Origin of the sequence: Pseudomonas sp. 10-1B (assembly GCF_000935045.1) — a bacterium.
In the GTDB taxonomy this organism is placed as follows: Bacteria; Pseudomonadota; Gammaproteobacteria; order Pseudomonadales; family Pseudomonadaceae; genus Aquipseudomonas.
Genome location: NZ_JYKS01000028.1, coordinates 22,368 through 38,425, shown reverse-complemented (window position 1 = coordinate 38,425; position 16,058 = coordinate 22,368). Strand labels below are relative to the sequence as shown.

Below are 16,058 nucleotides of genomic sequence, written 5' to 3'. Positions count from 1 at the left end.
TCGCGGGTGAACCCGCTCCCACAGGTTTGTCACAAGTTCTGAAAACTGTGCTGTACCTGTGGGAGCGGGTTTACCCGCGAAAAGGCCCTCACAGGTCCACTGTCTCCCCAACCACTGCACTTTTTCCGATTTCCGGGCTCTATGCTTGGCCAGGCCGCTTCGATCCCCAAGGCGGCCGCCGAATATCGACCCGGTGCCGATGGTTGCAAGCAATCCAAGTTTCTTCTCCCGCCTGCTGCTGGCAGGCGCCCTGACATGCTTGTGCGCCTGCACCCAGGAGCAGGGCCGCGACATCGTCAGCCAGTTTGGCAACGGCAAGCCCAGCGAGCTGTTCCAGACCAGCGTCGACCGTTTGGCTACGCTGTCCATGCGCGACAACCTGCAGAGCTTGTACGTGCTGATGAACAAGCTGTACCTGCGCAACCCCAACCAGTGGAAGATGTCCGGCTACGTGGACGCTGCCACCGCCGAGCGGCAGATCCGCATGGCCATCGAGCAGCGCCAGCCGTTGCCGCAATTGGGCAACCGGCGTGACCTGGCAGCCTTGAGTTTTGCGCTGAGCCCGGAGTTTCGCGGCGATCGGGTCGGCGCCTTCATCTATGCAATCGGCAGCATGTTGATCACGGCGCACGGCGGGCGCACCGAGTTCTACATGACCGATACCATCGACCCGCTGTTCGTCAACAACGCGGCGCGCAATATCGAGAAGGCTACCTGGATGCTCAGCCAGCGGCAGGATGCCAATGGGGTGTTGCTGTTGTTCTCCAACGAGATCTCCGAGGAGGGCAGCAACCTGAGTTTTGCCGTGGAGTTCGGCAAGATAGTCGCGCGGCTGGACTTGCTGGCGGAACTGCTGGATGAGCGCTATCGGCGGATCGGGCTGAATTATGCGCAGAGCTTGTTGTTGATGAACTTCCTGCCAGTACAGTGAACAGGGGGCCGCAACAGCACAGTTTTCAGAACCTGTGATAAACCTGTAGGAGCGGGTTTACCCGCGAATAGGCCCGCACAGGCAGCCCAGGATCACAACGATTCCAGCAACGGCTGAAACTCCGCCAGCAGCCAGTCGCGCAGCCTGCGGCAACTGGGGTCATGTTCCTTGTCTTCGTTGAATGCCAGGAAATGGAAGGTGTCCTTCAACACCAGTTCCTGCGTCACGGGCCGTACCAGCAAGCCTTGGGCCACCAGCGGCGCTACCAGGTGATGCCAGCCCAGTGCCACGCCCTGGTTGCCCAACGCCAGCTGCACCAGCAGGTTGTAATCGTTGGCATTGAAAAAGTGCGGCGCCGTGCTGGCACGGCTCTTCAGGTCGATATCATAAAACGCCAGCCAGACATGCCAGTCCACGTGCTCGGCCACCTGCGAACGGCCATAGGGGCTGAGGTTGAGCAACGAACCGTCGCGCAGCCCCTCCAGCGTACGCACCTCGGGGTGCTCGGCCAGGTATTGCGCGGTACACACCGGGTAGATCACGTCATGATTGAGCGGGTGGCAGCTGTAGCCTGCCTGGATCTTGCCCAGTTTGGTGATGTAGATGTCCGGGCGTACCCCTGGCTCCATCGACAGGAAGTTCTGCGTGGTCACCAGGTTGATGTCGATGTCCGGGTTCTCGTCGAAGAACTTCGGCATCCGCGGCCCCATCCACAGCGCGGCAAAGGCCGGCGAACAGCACAGGGTGACCACGTGCTTGGGGTTGGTGTTGCTGCGAATACGCTCGGCGGCCTGGGAGATGTTGACGAACGATAACTGCACCGCATCGAAGAAGATCGAACCGGCCACCGTCAGCTCTACCGCGCGGCCCACGCGGGTGAACAACTCCGCGCCCAGGTAAGTTTCCAGCTCGCGAATCTGCCGGCTGACCGCCGCCTGGGTCACGCACAACGCCTCGGCGGCGCGGGTGAAATTCTGGTATTTGGCGGCGGCGACGAAGACCTTGACCGCACGTAGCGACGGCATCTTGATCAGGGTCTGATCGGGTTCGGAGTGTCTGACCATGTCGCTTCAGGTCCTTGTAATTAGATGGAGTCGCCGCCGCCGAGGCAGCGCAGCGCTAGTGTATGAGCCGGCCTCTTCGCAGCACAAGGCTGCGCCCGCACATGCAGGCAGGGGTGGCAGGCTCTGCGACAAGCCTTGGGCGCGATTGATAACTTCAGGTAATGGTTAGCGTCATGCAAATGTCGTTGGACCCGCTCTGGATCAAGGCCTAACGTTAAACCCACGGCGCGACATTCGAGACATCGATGTCGGACAATTTTTTGAAGCAGGACATTCTGCGTGCCGGTTTTGACTCACGTTCGAATTTGAACGGACTGCCAAGCGTACTCGCACTGATCTCTACCCGCCTTATTGAAAGTGCGATGTTGAAAGATTGGTTGATAAGCATAATAAAGAGGGTCGTATGAGCCATGCCGATGAGATTCTTTCGGTAAAAAACATCTTCAAGGTGTTCGGTCCCAACCCGAACATGGCCATGGAGATGCTCCGCAAGGGTGCCGACAAGAACGAAATCTTCAGCAAGACCGGCCACGTCGTCGGCGTGTTCGATGCAAGTTTTTCCGTCAAGCGTGGCGAGATCTTCGTCATCATGGGCCTTTCGGGCTCGGGCAAGTCGACCATGGTGCGGTTGTTCAACCGCCTGATCGAGCCTACCTCCGGCAGCATTCACCTCAACGGCAAGGAAATCACCGGGCTTTCCGATAAGGCCCTGCTCGATGTCCGGCGCAAGGAAATGGGCATGGTGTTCCAGTCCTTCGCGCTGATGCCGCACATGAGCGTGCTGGAAAACACCGCTTTCGGCCTGGAAATCGCCGGCGTAACGGTAGCCGAACGCCACAGCCGAGCCCGTGAGGCGCTGAGCCAGGTGGGCCTTGCCGGCCACGAGCACAGCTACCCGCACCAGCTGTCCGGCGGCATGCAGCAACGCGTGGGCCTGGCCCGGGCACTGGCCAACGACCCTGCGATCCTGCTGATGGACGAAGCGTTCTCAGCGCTCGACCCGCTGATCCGCAGCGAGATGCAGGGCGAACTGATCCGCCTGCAGGCCGAGCAACAGCGCACCATCATCTTCATTTCCCACGACATCGAGGAGGCCATCCGCATTGGCCACCGCATCGCGATCATGGAAGGCGGTCGCGTGGTGCAGATCGGCACCCCGCAGGAGCTGATCAACCAGCCGGCCAACGACTATGTGCGCACCTTCTTCAAGAGCTTCGACAGCTCGCGGGTGCTCAAGGCCGGCGATGTGGCCAAGTTCGACCCTGCGGTGGTATGCAAGGTCAACGGCAAGGCGCCGAGCTTCCAGGCCGGGGTGCCATTCGGTTACCTGGTCGACGACCGCGGGCAGTTGCTTGGCGTGGTCGACACCGACGCCAAGGGCGCCACCGCCAGTGACTGCTACAGCCTGCACGAGCAGCGCCCGGTATATACCGACACGCCGTTGCACGAGGTACTCGGAATCGCGGCTGACCTGCCATACCCGGTACCGGTGCTCGACCGCCAGGGCGCCTTCAAGGGCACGCTGTCGAAGAACGAGCTGCTGCAGACCCTGAGCCGCCACTAATACCAGAAGCGCCCGCAGCGTTTATTAGAAGAGGTAAGCCCTCATGTCCGAATTCAGCCTTCTCGACCCGTTCCAGGTGGCCACCATCCCCCTGGGTGACTGGGTCACCGCCACCCTGAACTTTCTGGTGCAGAACTTCCGCGAGGTGTTCCGTGCCATCCGCTGGCCAATCGACCAGGTGCTCAATGGCATCGAGTTCATCCTGCAGAGCATTCCGCCGACCATTGGCATCATCCTCTCGTCGCTGCTGGGCTGGCAGTTGGCGGGCAAGCGCATGGCCGTACTGTGCTTCGTCACCCTGACCCTGCTCGGCCTGATCGGCGTGTGGTCCGAATCGATGACCACCCTGGCGCTGGTGCTGACCTCGGTGTTCTTCTGCGCCGTCATCGGTATCCCGCTGGGCATCCTGTGTGCCCGCAGCGACCGCCTGGAACGCATCATCCGCCCACTGCTCGACGCCATGCAGACCCTGCCGGCATTCGTCTACCTGGTTCCGGTGGTGATGCTGTTCGGCATCGGCAACGTCCCCGGCGTGCTGGTGACCATCGTGTTCGCCTTGCCGCCGCTGGTGCGCCTGACCAACCTGGGTATCCGCCAGGTGCCGGAAGACAAGATCGAAGCCGCCCGTGCCTTCGGCTGCACCCCTCGGCAGATGCTGACCCGTGTGCAATTGCCGCTGGCCACCTCGACCATCATGGCCGGCCTCAACCAGACCTTGATGCTGTCGCTGTCGATGGTGGTGATCGCCTCGATGATTTCGGTCGGCGGCCTGGGCCAGATGGTACTGCGTGGCATCGGCCGCCTGGACATGGGCCTGGCCACGGTCGGTGGCGTGGGGCTGGTGCTGCTGGCGATCTTCCTCGACCGCCTGACCCAGGCCATGGGCGCCCGCAGCAGCGCCGACCCGAGCCTGCGCTGGTATCACACCGGCCCGGTAGGCGTGGTGATGCGCCTGTGTGGCGCCGCACAACCGCAAGGGCGGCGCAAGACCGCCTGAGCATTGCAACTTTTGAGACGTTCGATCTGCCGCACTTGAAGATAAAAATCAGAAGAAGGTAAGCGACGATGCACGAATCCAAGTTCTCCCGCAGCATCCTCAAATGCGCCACGGCGCTGACTCTGGTGGCCGCTGCGCTGGGCGCACACGCTTCGACGGAAAAACCGGGCGAGGGCGTGAAGGTAACGCCGATCTTCCCCTCCATCGCCGAAGAGCGCTTCCGTGGCGAAGTGGCCATGGAAGGCCTGCGCGAGCTGGGCTACAAGGTCCAGGAGCCGAAGGAGACCGAGTACGGCGTGATGATGGTAGCGCTGGCCAATGGCGATGCCGATTTCACCGTGCACCTGTGGGAAAAGCTGCACAGCCAGTTCTACCAGCAGGCTGGGGGTGACGATGTGATGGTCAAGACCGGCAACATCCTGCCGGGCGTGGCCCAGGGCTACCTGATCGACAAGAAAACCGCCGACCAGTACAACATCAAGTACATCACCGACCTGAAGAAGCCCGAGATCGCCAAGCTGTTCGACACCAACGGCGACGGCAAGGCCGACATGACCGGTTGTAACCCGGGTTGGGGTTGCGAACTGGTGATCGCCCACCACATGAAGGCCTACGACCTGGACAAGAGCATTACCGTCAACCAGGGCTCGTACTTCGCCCTGATGGCCGACACCATCACCCGCTACAAGGAAGGCAAGCCGATCTTCTACTTCACCTGGGTACCGCAGTGGATCGCCAGCGTGCTGGTCGAGGGCAAGGACGTGGTCTGGCTGGAAGTGCCGAAGACCGACCTGCCGGGTGGTGACAATGACGTCGATACCATGTACCACGGCAAGAACCTGGGCTTTGCCATCGACAAGGTGGTGGCGGTGCTGAACAAGGACTTTGCCGAGAAGAACCCGGCGGCGCTGAAGTTCCTCTCGCTGGTGCAGATCAGCACCGATGACGAGAGCAACCAGAACCTGAAGATGCAGCAGGGCGAGAAGAAGCCTGCCGACATTACCCGCCATGCCAAGGAATGGGTGCAGGCGCACCGCCAGGAGTTCGACCAGTGGTTGCAGGCCTCGCGTGACGCGGCGGCCCAGGCCAGCAAGTAATCTGTTCCATCGGCGCTGGCTTCTTCGCGGGCTTGCCCGCTCCCACAGGCTCTCCACAGGTTCTGAAATCTGTGGAATACCTGTGGGAGCGGGCAAGCCCGCGAAGAGGCCAGTGCGATTCCCGCAGTAGAGTTAAAGCCATGAGCCACTTCGAAAGCATCCTCAAGAACACCAACCTGGCCCACTTGGACCCCGCCATCCGCACCACACTTTCAATGCCCTGCCAGCGCGTGGCCTTCGTCCTGCGCGAGCACTTCTCGATGATGGCCTTCACCGCCGCCATGGACAGCCTGGTCACCGCCAACCTGATGAGTGCCACGCCATTGTTCCAGATCCAGGTAGTGGGCGAGGGCGCCCAGGTGATGAGCGACCTCGGTATCGCTCTACCGGTCAATACTCAACTTGCTGATCTGGACGTACAAGGCCTGGATTGCCTGCTGGTATGCGGCGGTTTCCGCGTACGTCTGGAAACCGCGCCGCTGCTGCGCGCCAAGCTGCGCCAGGCTGACCAGCAGGGTTGCCAACTGGGCGGGTTGTGGAACGGGGCCTATTTCCTGGCCGAAGCCGGTTTGCTCAACGAGCATGACTGCGCCTTCCACCCCGATGGCCGGGCGATGATGAGCGAGCTGTTCCCCAAGGTGCGCATCAGCCGCCAGGCCCATGTGCTGGACCGCCGCCGCATGAGCTGCGCAGGTGCCAGCAGTGCCCTGGACATGATGCTGGCGTTGCTTGAACACTGCGGTGGCCCGGCATTGCGCCGGGCCGTGGAGCAGATGCTGGCCTGCGACCGTTCGCGGGTGGCGAGTGGCGCACCGGCTAGCGCGCCAGAAATCGACCCCAGCCTGCCCCAGGGCGTACGCCTGGCCCTGGAGCTGATGCACGCCAACATCGAAGACCCGATTGGTATTGACGAGATCGCTGAGCATGCCGGGTTGTCCAGGCGGCATCTGGAGCGCCTGTTCCGCCGCCATGTACAAGCCACGCCGCCGCGTTATTATCTGGAGCTGCGCCTGACCCATGCGCGGCAGTTGTTGCAACACACCAACAAGTCGTTGACCGAAGTGGCGGTCGCGAGCGGGTTTGTCAGTTTCCCGCATTTCTACCGGCGCTTTCGCGAGTTGTTCGCCATTGCACCACGACAGTATCGGGCACGCAGCCAGGGGTGGGCAGGGCGCCAGGATGTGGCGGTCCACTGAGCCAGAATTCTGCGAAACTTCACCGGCCCTATCGCCGGCAAGCCAGCTCCCACAGGGATACCGCTAGCCTTCAGGCCCCGCGGTGGGAGCAACTGTCTTGTATTGCCTGGACTGGCCTCATCGCCGGCAAGCCGGCTCCCACAGGTATTGCACAGGGTTTGAGGCCTATGCGGTCGAGGTGGGAGCTGGCTTGCCGGCGATAGGGCCAGACCTGCAAAATGAGTTCGATTACCGAACACCAATCAAACTTGGCGTGTCCGCTATCCGCCCATCCAATCCCATCGCTGCATTGCCCAACCCCCGCCTTTTTGCTTAAGTGTGCCCATCCACCGGCTGTCGCCTGCCCCCACGACCCACAGCCGGCTCGATAGAATGACCGTGACGACCGTAACCACAGCCCACAAGGCCGTAGGAAGCGGCGACCAGAACAATAACGATACCGAGTGCCTTGCCTATGGAAAGCCGCCTGCTGAGCGAGCGCAGTAGCGTGTTCCACCACGCCGACCCTTATGCTGTGTCCGATTATGTCAACCAGCATGTTGGCCAGCATTGCATCGGTCTGTCCCGCACCACTCATCCCCAGGCCAGCCTCAGCCACCGCAAGTTCGCCGAACTCGACCTGTGCCGCATCAGCTACGGCGGCAGCGTGCGCGTTACCTCGCCAGCCCTGGAGACCATCTACCACCTGCAAGTGCTGCTCAACGGCAACTGCCTCTGGCGGGGGCACAAGCGTGAGCATTACCTGGTGCCAGGCGAGCTGTTGCTGATCAATCCCGACGACCCGGTTGACCTAACCTATTCGGAAGACTGCGAGAAATTCATCCTCAAGGTGCCGACCCGGCTGCTGGATTCGATTTGCGATGAACAGCGCTGGCAGCGCCCCGACGGCGGCGTGCGGTTCTTGCGCAACCATTATCGGCTGGACGAGCTGGACGGCTTCGTCAACCTGCTGGCCATGGTCTGCCAAGAGGCGGAAGTGAGTGATTCGCTGCCACGGGTGCAGGGTCATTACAGCCAGATTGTCGCCAGCAAGCTGCTGACCCTGATGAACACCAATATCCGCCGTGAAAGCCTGAGCGCACCGCAGGCCGGCCTTGAGCGCATTCTCGACTACATCGAGCGCAACCTGAAGCTGGAGCTGTCGGCCGAGGTGCTGGCGGAGCAGGCCTGCATGAGTTTGCGCTCGTTGTATGCGCTGTTCGACCAGCATCTGGGCACTACACCCAAGCATTACGTGCGCCAGCGCAAGCTGGAGCGGGTGCGTGCGTGCCTGAACGACCCGACTTGTGGCGTGCGCAATGTGACTGAGCTGGCCCTGGATTACGGCTTCCTGCACTTGGGGCGGTTCTCCGAAGTGTATCGGCAGCAATTTGGCGAGCTGCCCTCGGAAACCTTCCGCAATCGGCACTGAACCGCACCGGCCTCTTCGCGGGTAAACCCGCTCTCACAGAAACTTCACAACACTTGAGCACTACACAATACCTGTGGGAGCGGGCGTGCCCGCGAAGAGGCCCTTGAGCCTGTCACAGCAACCTGCACAAAACGGATATCACTGCGCACAAAGCGGATATTCCCAGCCAATCCCAGCCCCTAACCTGACCAGGTCTAAACAATAACAATGGAGACCCTGGCCATGTCCCTGGGATTCGACTACCTCAATGCCATGCTCGAGGACGACCGTGAAAAGGGCATCTACCGCTGCAAGCGCGAGATGTTCACCGACCCACGCCTGTTCGACCTGGAGATGAAACACATCTTCGAGGGCAACTGGATCTACCTGGCGCACGAAAGCCAGATCCCCGAGAAGAACGACTTCCTCACCCTGACCATGGGGCGCCAGCCGATCTTCATCGCGCGCAACAAGGACGGTGAGCTCAATGCCTTCCTCAATGCCTGTAGCCACCGCGGCGCCATGCTCTGCCGACACAAGCGCGGCAACCGCTCCAGCTACACTTGCCCGTTCCACGGCTGGACCTTCAACAACAGCGGCAAGCTGCTGAAGGTGAAAGACCCGAGCAACGCCGGCTACCCCGATAGTTTCAACTGCGACGGCTCCCACGACCTGACCAAGGTGGCGCGCTTCGAGTCGTACCGGGGCTTTTTGTTCGGCAGCCTGAATGCCGATGTCAAACCGCTGGTCGAGCACCTGGGCGAATCGGCCAAGATCATCGACATGATCGTCGACCAGTCGCCGGAAGGCCTGGAAGTGCTGCGCGGGGCCAGCTCGTACATCTACGAAGGCAACTGGAAGCTCACTGCCGAGAACGGTGCCGACGGTTACCACGTCAGCTCCGTGCACTGGAACTACGCCGCCACCCAGAACCAGCGCAAGCAGCGTGAGGCCGGTGACGAGATCAAGACCATGAGCGCCGGTGCCTGGGCCAAGCAGGGCGGTGGTTTCTATTCCTTCGACCACGGCCACCTGCTGCTGTGGACCCGCTGGGCCAACCCCGAGGACCGCCCGGCCTACGAGCGCCGCGACCAGTTGGCCGCCGATTACGGCCAGGCCCGTGCCGACTGGATGATCGAGAACTCGCGCAACCTGTGCCTGTACCCGAACGTGTACCTGATGGACCAGTTCAGCTCGCAGATCCGCATTGCCCGGCCGATTTCGGTGAACAAGACCGAAATCACCATCTACTGCATCGCGCCGAAAGGCGAGAGCGCCGATGCCCGCGCCAAGCGCATCCGCCAGTACGAAGACTTCTTCAACGTCAGCGGCATGGCCACCCCGGACGACCTGGAAGAGTTCCGCTCGTGCCAGACCGGCTACGGCGGCGGCACCGGCTGGAACGACATGTCCCGCGGTGCGGCGCATTGGGTGGAAGGCGCTGACGATGCCGCCAAGGAAATCGAACTCAAGCCGTTGCTGTCCGGTGTGCGCACCGAGGACGAAGGCCTGTTCGTGCTGCAGCACAAGTACTGGCAGGACACCATGATCCAGGCCCTCAAGGACGAGCAGCAACTGATCCCCGTGGAGGCCGTGCAATGAGCCTGTATGAAACCGTGCGCGACTTCCTCTACCGCGAGGCGCGCTACCTGGATGACGCCCAGTGGGACCAGTGGCTGGAGCTGTACGCCAGCGACGCCAGCTTCTGGATGCCGAGCTGGGACGATGACGACACTCTCACCGAAAACCCACAAAGTGAAATTTCGCTGATCTGGTACGGCAACCGTGGCGGCCTGGAAGACCGCGTGTTCCGCATCAAGACCGAGCGTTCCAGTGCGACCGTGCCCGACACCCGCACCTCGCACAACATCAGCAACATCGAGATCGTCGAGCAGGGCGAGGGCAGCTGCCAGGTGCGCTTCAACTGGCACACCCTGAGCTTCCGCTACAAGACCACCGACAGTTACTTCGGCACCAGCTTCTACACCCTCGACCTGCGCGGCGAGCAGCCGCTGATCAAGGCCAAGAAGGTGGTGCTGAAGAACGACTACGTGCGCCAGGTCATCGACATCTACCACATCTGATACAGGGTTTTGCGAGTACCGCCCGGTGCGTCCTGCGACGCGCCGTGGCCAGGCTCGCCCGCGAGGTGCAACATGAGCTTCCAGATCGCACTGAATTTCGAAGACGGGGTTACCCGCTTCATCGAGGCCACCGGCCATGAAACCGTAGCCGACGCCGCCTACCGCCAGGGCATCAACATCCCGCTGGACTGCCGCGACGGCGCCTGCGGTACCTGCAAGTGCAAGGCCGAGGCCGGGCGCTACGACCTGGGCGACAACTTCATCGAAGATGCCCTGAGCGAAGACGAAATCGCCGAAGGCTACGTGCTGACCTGCCAGATGCGCGCCGAAAGCGACTGCGTCATCCGCATCCCGGCCTCGTCACAACTGTGCAAGACCGAGCAGGCCAGCTTCGAGGCGGCCATCAGCGATGTGCGCCAACTGTCGGCCAGCACCATCGCCCTGTCGATCAAGGGCGAAGCGCTCAGCCGCCTGGCGTTCCTGCCGGGGCAGTACGTCAACCTCAAGGTGCCGGGCAGCGAGCAGAGCCGCGCCTACTCGTTCAGCTCGTTGCAGAAGGACGGTGAAGTCAGCTTCCTGATCCGTAACGTGCCGGGCGGGCTGATGAGCAGCTTCCTGACCAACCTGGCCAAGGCCGGCGACAGCATGAGCCTGGCCGGCCCGTTGGGCAGCTTCTACCTGCGGCCGATCCAGCGCCCACTGTTGCTGCTGGCCGGTGGCACTGGCCTGGCGCCGTTCACGGCGATGCTGGAGAAGATTGCCGAGCAGGGTAGCGAACACCCGCTGCACCTGATCTACGGCGTGACCAACGACTTCGACCTGGTCGAGCTGGACCGCCTGCAAGCTCTGGCGGCGCGCATCCCCAACTTCACCTACAGCGCCTGCGTGGCCAACCCGGACAGCCAGTACCCGCAGAAGGGCTACGTAACCCAGCACATCGAGCCCCGCCACCTCAACGATGGCGATGTGGACGTGTACCTGTGCGGGCCGCCACCGATGGTCGAGGCGGTCAGCCAGTACGTGCGTGAGCAGGGCATTACCCCGGCCAACTTCTACTACGAGAAGTTCGCGGCGGCGGCCTGACAGCTTCCTTTAATTCCAAGCAATACGCCGACCCTGTGGGAGCGGGCGTGCCCGCGAAGAGGCCAGCAGGTTCAACGACTTTGTCTGGTCGGATGAATTCGCGGGCTTGCCCGCTCCCACAGGGACTGTGGCGAACTGGAGAGACGGATATGAACAACAGATTCCAAGGCAAGGTCGCCCTGGTCACCGGTGCTGCCCAGGGCATCGGCCGTGGCGTGTGCTGGCGGCTCAAGGCCGAAGGCGCGCAGGTGGTCGCGGTAGACCGCTCCGAACTGGTCCACGAACTGGCCGGCGAGGGCATGCTGACCCTCACCGCCGACCTGGAACGACACACCGACTGCGCCCGGGTCATGGTCAGCGCGGTAGAGACCTTCGGCCGCCTCGACATCCTGGTCAACAACGTCGGCGGCACCATCTGGGCCAAGCCCTTCGAGCACTACGAAGTCGAGCAGATCGAAGCCGAAGTGCGCCGCTCGCTGTTCCCCACCCTGTGGTGCTGCCACGCCGCGCTGCCGTACATGCTCGAACGCGGCACCGGCGCCATCGTCAACGTTTCGTCCATCGCCACCCGCAGCGTCAACCGGGTGCCTTATGGCGCGGCCAAGGGCGGCGTCAACGCACTCACCGCGTGCCTGGCCTTTGAAACCGCCGGCCGTGGCATCCGCGTCAACGCCACCGCGCCTGGCGGCACCGAGGCACCACCCCGGCGCGTGCCGCGCAACAGCGCCGAGCAGACCGAGCAGGAAAAGCTCTGGTACCAGCAGATCGTCGACCAGACCCTCGACAGCAGCCTGATGCACCGCTACGGCAGCATCGATGAGCAGGTGGGCGCGATTCTGTTCCTGGCTTCCGACGAAGCCTCGTACATCACCGGCGTGACCCTGCCGGTAGGGGGCGGCGACCTCGGCTGAGCGACACCCCAAGGCAAACAGCTTTCTTTCACAACAAAAACAAGAGCGACAGATGCCATGCGAACCCTTGACGTACACCCGATCATCGATAACGCGCGCTTTACCCCGTTCCACTGGATGGTCATGGCCTGGTGCGGCCTGCTGTTGATCTTCGACGGCTATGACCTGTTCATCTACGGCGTGGTACTGCCGGTCATCATGAAGGAGTGGGGGCTGACCCCGTTGCAGGCCGGTGCGCTGGGCAGCTACGCGCTGTTCGGCATGATGTTCGGTGCCTTGGCGTTCGGCAGCCTGGCCGACCGCATCGGGCGCAAGAAGGGCATCGCTATCTGTTTCGCCTTGTTCTCGGGGGCGACCATCCTCAATGGCTTTGCCAGCAGCCCGAGCGAGTTCGGCATCTACCGCTTCATTGCCGGACTGGGCTGTGGCGGCCTGATGCCCAATGCCGTGGCGCTGATGAACGAATACGCGCCCAAGCGCCTGCGCAGCACGCTGGTGGCGATCATGTTCAGTGGCTATTCGCTGGGCGGCATGCTCTCGGCCGGCGTCGGCATCTTCATGCTGCCGCGTTTCGGTTGGGAGTCGATGTTCTTCGCCGCTGCCGTGCCGCTGCTGTTGTTGCCGGTAATTCTCTACTACCTGCCGGAGTCGATCGGCTTCCTGGTACGCCAGGGCCGTAGCGACGAAGCGCGCAAGCTGCTCAAGCGCCTGGACCCAGAGTGCGATGTGCAGCCTGATGATGTACTGGTCGCCCCCGTGGGAGCAGGCTTGTCCCGCGAAAGGGCCGGCAAGTTCAGCGCTGTCCTTGAGCTATTCCGAAATGGCCTGGCCATCCGCACCCTGGCGCTGTGGCTGGCGTTCTTCTGCTGCCTGCTGATGGTCTATGCGCTCAGCTCCTGGCTGCCGAAGCTGATGGCCAACGCCGGTTACAGCCTGGGTTCGAGCCTGTCGTTCCTGCTGGCCCTGAACTTTGGCGGCATGGCTGGGGCGATCCTCGGTGGCTGGCTGGGCGACCGCTACAACCTGGTCAAGGTCAAGGTGGCGTTTTTCATCGCCGCCGCGCTGTCGATCAGCTTGCTGGGCGTCAACAGCCCGATGCCGGTGCTGTACCTGCTGATCTTCATTGCCGGTGCCACCACCATCGGCACGCAGATCCTGCTGTATGCCGGTGCCGCCCAGCTATACGGGCTGTCGGTACGTTCCACAGGGCTGGGTTGGGCCTCTGGCATCGGCCGTAACGGCGCTATTGTCGGCCCGCTGCTGGGCGGTGCGCTGATGGGCATCAACCTGCCCCTGCAACTGAACTTCATCGCCTTCGCCATCCCTGGCGCGATCGCCGCGCTGGCCATGGCCGTGCACCTGGCCAGTGGCCGGCGGCATGCCCAGGCCGTGGCGGCGCAGGCGTAATCCCAAAAGAACAAGATGAGGCAACCCACATGACCGTGAAAATTTCCCACACTGCCGAAGTCCAGCAGTTCTTCGAGGAGGCCGCAGGCTTGGGCAACGACGCTGGCAGCCCGCGCCTGAAGCGTATTGTGCAACGCGTGCTGCAGGACACCGCGCGGCTGATCGAAGACCTGGAAATCAGCGAGGACGAGTTCTGGCATGCCGTCGACTACCTCAACCGCCTTGGCGGCCGGGGCGAGGCCGGGCTGCTGGTGGCGGGGCTGGGTATCGAGCACTTCCTCGACCTGCTGCAGGATGCCAAGGACCAGCAGGCCGGCCATGTCGGCGGCACCCCGCGCACCATTGAAGGCCCGCTGTACGTGGCCGGGGCGCCCATCGCCGAGGGCGAAGTGCGCATGGACGACGGCAGCGAAGAGGGCGTGGCCACTGTTATGTACCTGGAAGGCCAGGTGCTCGACCCGCAAGGGCAACCGCTGCCGGGGGCCACGGTCGACCTATGGCATGCCAATACCCGTGGCACCTATTCGTTCTTCGACCAGAGCCAGTCCGAGTACAACCTGCGTCGGCGCATCGTCACCGATGCCCAAGGGCGCTACCGCGCGCGCTCCATCGTGCCTTCGGGGTATGGCTGCGATCCGCAGGGGCCGACCCAGGAATGCCTGGACCTGCTTGGTCGTCATGGCCAGCGCCCGGCGCATGTGCACTTCTTCATCTCGGCGCCAGGGCATCGGCACCTGACCACGCAGATCAACCTGTCGGGGGACAAGTACCTGTGGGATGACTTTGCCTATGCCACGCGGGATGGGTTGGTGGGGGAGGTGGTGTTCGTCGAAGGCCCGGCGGGGCGGCATGCCGAGTTGAAGTTCGACTTCCAGTTGCAGCAGGCCCAGGGCAGCGCGGATGAGCAGCGCAGTGCGCGGCCGCGGGCGTTGCAGGAGGCCTGATCCACCGGGGTGGCTTCTTCGCGGGCTCGCCCGCTCCCACAGGGCCGTCACAGGCCTTGAAACTGCGCGGTCCCTGTGGGAGCGGGCAAGCCCGCGAAGAAGGCAACACCAGAACAAGAGCCAGCCACAAGGCCGGCCGATGCCTTGCGAGAAGCTTCATGAAAACCCTGATCAAGGACAGCTCGCTGTCCGCCATCGTCGCCGGCTGCATCGCCACGATGATCTCCTACGCTGGCCCGTTGGTGATCATCTTCCATGCCGCCGAGGCTGCCGGCCTGTCGCGCCAGCAACTGTCCTCCTGGGTCTGGGCGGTGTCCATGGGCAGTGCCGTGCTCGGCGCACTGCTCAGCCTGCGCTACCGGGTGCCGGTAGTGATCGCCTGGTCGATCCCCGGTTCCGCGCTGCTGGTCACCGCCTTGCCGCAACTGGGCCTGGGACAGGCCGTGGGTGCCTACCTGGTGGCCAACCTGGTGCTGCTGGCGATCGGCATCAGCGGGGCCTTCGACCGTATCATCGCACGCCTGCCGGGCTCCATTGCCGCCGGCATGCAGGCCGGCATCCTGTTCAGCTTCGGCACCGAAGTGTTCCGCGCCTTGCCGGTACAGCCGCTGCTGGTACTGGCGATGTTCGTCACCTACATGCTGATGCGCCGGCTGCAGCCGCGCTACGCGGTGGCGGCGGTGCTGTGCGTGGGCACTATGGTAACCGTTGCCAGCGGTGCGTTTCGCAGCGAGGCGCTGGTGCTGGAACTGGCCTCGCCACAGTGGATTACCCCGCAGTTCAGCCTGACGGCGGTGTTCAGCCTGGCGCTGCCGCTGGTGCTGGTGGCGCTGACCGGGCAGTTCATGCCGGGTATGGCGGTACTGCGCAATGCCGGCTATGCCACGCCGGCCAGCCCGATCATCAGCGCCAGTGCCCTGGCCGGGGCGGTACTGGCGCCATTCGGTTGCCACGGGCTGAACCTGGCGGCGGTTACCGCCAGCCTGTGTACCGGCCATGAAGCCCACGAAAACCCACGGCGACGCTACATCGCGGCGCTCGCCGGTAGTGCGCTGTACCTGCTGCTGGGGATTGCCGGGGCCACCCTGATGTCGTTGTTCGCGGCGTTTCCCGCCGCGCTGATCGCCGCCTTGGCTGGGCTGGCCCTGTATGGCGCCATCAGTGAAGCCCTGGCTCGCAGCCTGGCGGAGCCAGCCGAGCGCGATGCCGGGCTGTTCACTTTCCTGGTCACCGCTTCGGGGGTGGCCTTCCTTGGCCTGTCGGCAGCGTTCTGGGGGTTGCTGTTCGGCCTGCTGGCCCATGCGCTGCTCAGGCTGCGCCAGCCCCGGCTAGCGGAGGTGCTGCGCCGTAACCCATGACTTGTCGTGTTTCCAACGCTTTACCCATAAAA

14 protein-coding genes are annotated in these 16,058 nt (G+C 63.0%); 13 read left to right on the top strand and 1 reads right to left on the bottom strand.

Going from position 1 to position 16,058, the window contains the following annotated elements:
* Positions 1 to 199: 199 nt before the first annotated feature.
* Positions 200 to 931, top strand: coding sequence for a hypothetical protein (locus tag TZ03_RS16810; protein ID WP_051099262.1), 732 nt, complete (start codon positions 200 to 202; stop codon positions 929 to 931).
* Between the two features lie 92 nt (positions 932 to 1,023).
* On the opposite strand, the gene TZ03_RS16805 is transcribed toward TZ03_RS16810, so the two are convergent.
* A complete protein-coding gene (locus TZ03_RS16805; protein WP_051099260.1) occupies positions 1,024 to 1,995 on the bottom strand; it encodes a LysR family transcriptional regulator in 972 nt (323 codons plus the stop codon).
* A gap of 403 nt (positions 1,996 to 2,398) precedes the next feature.
* On the opposite strand from TZ03_RS16805, the gene TZ03_RS16800 reads away from it, so the two are divergent.
* The 12 genes from TZ03_RS16800 (at position 2,399) to TZ03_RS16745 (ending at position 16,026) form a co-directional block, all read left to right on the top strand.
* Positions 2,399 to 3,559 carry a quaternary amine ABC transporter ATP-binding protein gene (locus TZ03_RS16800; protein ID WP_051099257.1) on the top strand — a complete coding sequence of 387 codons (1,161 nt, stop codon included), beginning with the start codon at positions 2,399 to 2,401 and terminating at the stop codon, positions 3,557 to 3,559.
* A 43-nt stretch (positions 3,560 to 3,602) separates the two neighbouring features.
* Positions 3,603 to 4,556 carry a glycine betaine/L-proline ABC transporter permease ProW gene (gene proW / locus TZ03_RS16795; RefSeq protein ID WP_051099255.1) on the top strand — a complete coding sequence of 318 codons (954 nt, stop codon included), beginning with the start codon at positions 3,603 to 3,605 and terminating at the stop codon, positions 4,554 to 4,556.
* A 68-nt stretch (positions 4,557 to 4,624) separates the two neighbouring features.
* Positions 4,625 to 5,653, top strand: a complete 1,029-nt coding sequence (proX, locus tag TZ03_RS16790) for a glycine betaine/L-proline ABC transporter substrate-binding protein ProX (RefSeq protein ID WP_051099252.1) — start codon at positions 4,625 to 4,627, stop codon at positions 5,651 to 5,653.
* A gap of 140 nt (positions 5,654 to 5,793) precedes the next feature.
* Positions 5,794 to 6,849, top strand: a complete 1,056-nt coding sequence (locus TZ03_RS16785) for a GlxA family transcriptional regulator (protein WP_051099250.1) — start codon at positions 5,794 to 5,796, stop codon at positions 6,847 to 6,849.
* A 454-nt stretch (positions 6,850 to 7,303) separates the two neighbouring features.
* Positions 7,304 to 8,260, top strand: coding sequence for a benABC operon transcriptional activator BenR (gene benR / locus TZ03_RS16780; protein ID WP_051099248.1), 957 nt, complete (start codon positions 7,304 to 7,306; stop codon positions 8,258 to 8,260).
* Between the two features lie 222 nt (positions 8,261 to 8,482).
* Complete coding sequence (gene benA, locus TZ03_RS16775; protein ID WP_051099289.1) at positions 8,483 to 9,841, top strand: benzoate 1,2-dioxygenase large subunit; 1,359 nt, start codon at positions 8,483 to 8,485, stop codon at positions 9,839 to 9,841.
* Positions 9,838 to 10,323, top strand: coding sequence for a benzoate 1,2-dioxygenase small subunit (gene benB / locus TZ03_RS16770; RefSeq protein ID WP_051099245.1), 486 nt, complete (start codon positions 9,838 to 9,840; stop codon positions 10,321 to 10,323). Before benA ends, benB begins: the two co-directional genes overlap by 4 nt.
* Positions 10,324 to 10,395: 72 nt before the next feature.
* A complete protein-coding gene (gene benC, locus TZ03_RS16765; protein ID WP_051099242.1) occupies positions 10,396 to 11,406 on the top strand; it encodes a benzoate 1,2-dioxygenase electron transfer component BenC in 1,011 nt (336 codons plus the stop codon).
* Positions 11,407 to 11,555: 149 nt separating this feature from the next.
* Positions 11,556 to 12,317 carry a 1,6-dihydroxycyclohexa-2,4-diene-1-carboxylate dehydrogenase gene (locus tag TZ03_RS16760; RefSeq protein ID WP_051099239.1) on the top strand — a complete coding sequence of 254 codons (762 nt, stop codon included), beginning with the start codon at positions 11,556 to 11,558 and terminating at the stop codon, positions 12,315 to 12,317.
* Between the two features lie 57 nt (positions 12,318 to 12,374).
* Positions 12,375 to 13,724, top strand: coding sequence for an MFS transporter (locus TZ03_RS16755; protein WP_051099237.1), 1,350 nt, complete (start codon positions 12,375 to 12,377; stop codon positions 13,722 to 13,724).
* A gap of 29 nt (positions 13,725 to 13,753) precedes the next feature.
* A complete protein-coding gene (catA, locus tag TZ03_RS16750; RefSeq protein WP_051099234.1) occupies positions 13,754 to 14,668 on the top strand; it encodes a catechol 1,2-dioxygenase in 915 nt (304 codons plus the stop codon).
* A 158-nt stretch (positions 14,669 to 14,826) separates the two neighbouring features.
* On the top strand, positions 14,827 to 16,026 hold the full coding sequence (locus tag TZ03_RS16745) for a benzoate/H(+) symporter BenE family transporter (protein ID WP_051099232.1): 1,200 nt from the start codon (positions 14,827 to 14,829) through the stop codon (positions 16,024 to 16,026).
* Positions 16,027 to 16,058: the final 32 nt, after the last annotated feature.